The sequence below is a fragment of the Actinomycetospora sp. genome (assembly GCF_055612215.1).
This window is the reverse complement of the sequence record NZ_JBVPVA010001007.1, coordinates 1-2,228: the sequence shown is the minus strand read 5'-3', so window position 1 is coordinate 2,228 and position 2,228 is coordinate 1. Positions and strand designations below refer to the sequence as shown.

Annotated in this window: 4 protein-coding genes; 3 read left to right on the top strand and 1 reads right to left on the bottom strand. The window is 73.2% G+C overall.

The annotated features are described in order from the left end of the window. Both AC0CYZ_RS27350 and AC0CYZ_RS27345 read left to right on the top strand, forming a co-directional pair. A partial coding sequence (locus AC0CYZ_RS27350) for a linalool dehydratase/isomerase domain-containing protein (RefSeq protein ID WP_472221247.1) occupies positions 1–1,071 on the top strand: 1,071 nt, incomplete at its 5' end. A gap of 1 nt (position 1,072) precedes the next feature. Continuing rightward, positions 1,073–1,576 carry an SCO family protein gene (locus AC0CYZ_RS27345; RefSeq protein ID WP_472221245.1) on the top strand — a complete coding sequence of 168 codons (504 nt, stop codon included), beginning with the start codon at positions 1,073–1,075 and terminating at the stop codon, positions 1,574–1,576. A gap of 11 nt (positions 1,577–1,587) precedes the next feature. On the opposite strand, the gene AC0CYZ_RS27340 is transcribed toward AC0CYZ_RS27345, so the two are convergent. Further along, positions 1,588–1,785 carry a hypothetical protein gene (locus AC0CYZ_RS27340; RefSeq protein ID WP_472221243.1) on the bottom strand — a complete coding sequence of 66 codons (198 nt, stop codon included), beginning with the start codon at positions 1,783–1,785 and terminating at the stop codon, positions 1,588–1,590. Between AC0CYZ_RS27340 and AC0CYZ_RS27335 the strand changes: the two genes are divergently transcribed. Next, positions 1,784–2,227, top strand: a complete 444-nt coding sequence (locus AC0CYZ_RS27335) for a ribonuclease H family protein (protein WP_472221241.1) — start codon at positions 1,784–1,786, stop codon at positions 2,225–2,227. The genes AC0CYZ_RS27340 and AC0CYZ_RS27335 overlap by 2 nt on opposite strands. Position 2,228 lies beyond the last annotated feature (1 nt).

Below are 2,228 nucleotides of genomic sequence, written 5' to 3'. Positions count from 1 at the left end.
CACGACCACCTCTTCGCCGACGACCGCTACGCGGCCCCGGGCTCGCTCACCTTCGAGCACTGGTCGTTCTTCTGGGGCGGTGAGCCGAAGCGGTTCGCCTACGACCGCGACTCGCTCGACGAGCACCTGTACTGGCAGATGGTCGAGAACGGCTACCTCGGGATCGCCTGCGAGCCGAACTGCGTGTTCCAGATCTGCAACCAGCCCGCCATCCTCGGGTTCCGGATGCACGACCTGATCGCCGGCGGGAACCGCGCCGAGGAGGTCGTGGCCGGCTACCAGCGCGCCTGGGCCGACTTCGGCCGGCTCGACGACGCGGGCCACTACAACCAGATGATCCTCGAGGACACCAAGGTCGTGGCGCCGAACGCGCTGCAGGCCCCGTGGGTCGACGCCTGGTGCGGCGCGCTGATGAACACGTGGAACCACGACTTCGTCCACGAGCACTACCCGCGCCAGGTCGCCGACTTCCTCGTCCCCGGTCCCGACGGCACGATCTCCGTGCGGTCGACCCCGGCCATGAACGTCATGGGGCAGACCGTGGTGAACGACACCTGCGACCTGGGGTGGGTCGCGGCGTGGGCCGCCGAGATGGGCGATCGCGCGACCCTCGACGGCGTGCTCGCCCACGCCGACCGGTACATGTCCCCCACCTGGTCCGGCGGCGCCCTCTACTACCCCCGCAACGACACCCTCACCGACGCCGACGGGAACCGCACCGAGATCGAACCGATGACCGGCAACGTCCTGCTCGGGTACGCGCGCCTGAACGTCCCCGACGGGCTCCACGAGCTCTACCAGCGCCCGTGGGGTCCGGAGCACTTCGCCGAGCCCGCTCTGACCGAGGTGGGGCGCGACGTCGAGGTCAGCCGCGCCGAGGTGCTCGACGGGGTGCTGCACGCCCGGCTGCGCCGCCGGGGCCTCGACGACGACGGCGCGGTGGTCCTGGGCCGCGTCCCCGAGGGGGCGCGGCTGCGGATCGACGGGCAGGACGTGGACGCCACGCGGTCCTCCGCGGGCCTGCGCGTCGACGTGGCGCCCGGGCCGGCCCACGAGCTCGAGCTGGCCTGACGTGAGCGCGCCGACCGACGTCGCCTTCTCGCTCGTCGACCACCACGGGAGCCCGGTCGACGCGGGGTCCTGGCCCGGGACGTGGCTCCTGGTGCAGTTCGGCTTCACCTCGTGCCGCGTGGTGTGTCCGCGGGCCCTGACGATGCTGAGCACGGCCCTGGACGCGCTGGCGCCCGACCTCGCCGGACGGGTGCAGCCGCTCTACGTCAGCGTCGACCCGGAGCGCGACACCCCCGACGTGATGCGGGCGTTCCTGGAGGCCTCCTACCCGCGCTTCACCGGGCTCACCGGGACCCCGGAGCAGGTCGAGGCGGCCAAGCGGACCTTCCGGGTGTTCGCCCGCCGCCGGCCCGACCCCGAGGACCCGGACGGCTACGCGATGCCGCACACCGCCTTCACCTACCTCGTCGACCCCGACGGACGCCTCGAGCGCCACTGGCCCGACACCGCCGACGCCCCGACCGTGGCCACCGGCCTCACCGAGGCGCTGCGCGCCCGCCCCTGATCGGGCGCTGTCTAGGGTGGTCCGGTGCCGATGACCGCCAAGTACGCGACCACCTGCGGGGTCTGCGCCTCGCCCGTGAACCCCGGCGAGGAGATCGCGCGGGCCGGGGAGCGGTGGGCGCACGCGGCCTGCGCGGAGAACGCGCCGGCCACGTCGGGGACGTCGGCGAAGGCCTCCGCGAAGGCCAGGAAGCCCTCCCGCCCGGACATGCCCGCCGTCGAGGGCGCCCTCGAGGTGTGGACCGACGGCGCGTGCTCGGGCAACCCTGGCCCCGGCGGCTGGGCCTGGGCGACCCGGGACGGCCGGCAGGACAGCGGCGGCGAGCCCGGCACCACGAACCAGCGCATGGAGATCCGGGCGGCGCTCGAGGCGGTCCGCGCCCTGGACGGCCCCCTCGTCGTCGTCAGCGACTCCACCTACGTCGTGAACTGCTTCCGCGACGGCTGGTGGAAGGGCTGGCTGGCCCGGGGTTGGGTGACCAGCGCGAAGAAGCCGGTGGTCAGCCGGGACCTGTGGGAGCCGCTCATCACCGCGGTGAACGAGCGCGGCGACGTCTCCTTCCGCTGGACCAAGGGTCATTCCGGCGACGAGATGAACGACCTGGTGGACCGGCTCGCCGTGGAGCAGTCGAAGTCGGTGTCCGCCTCGTAGG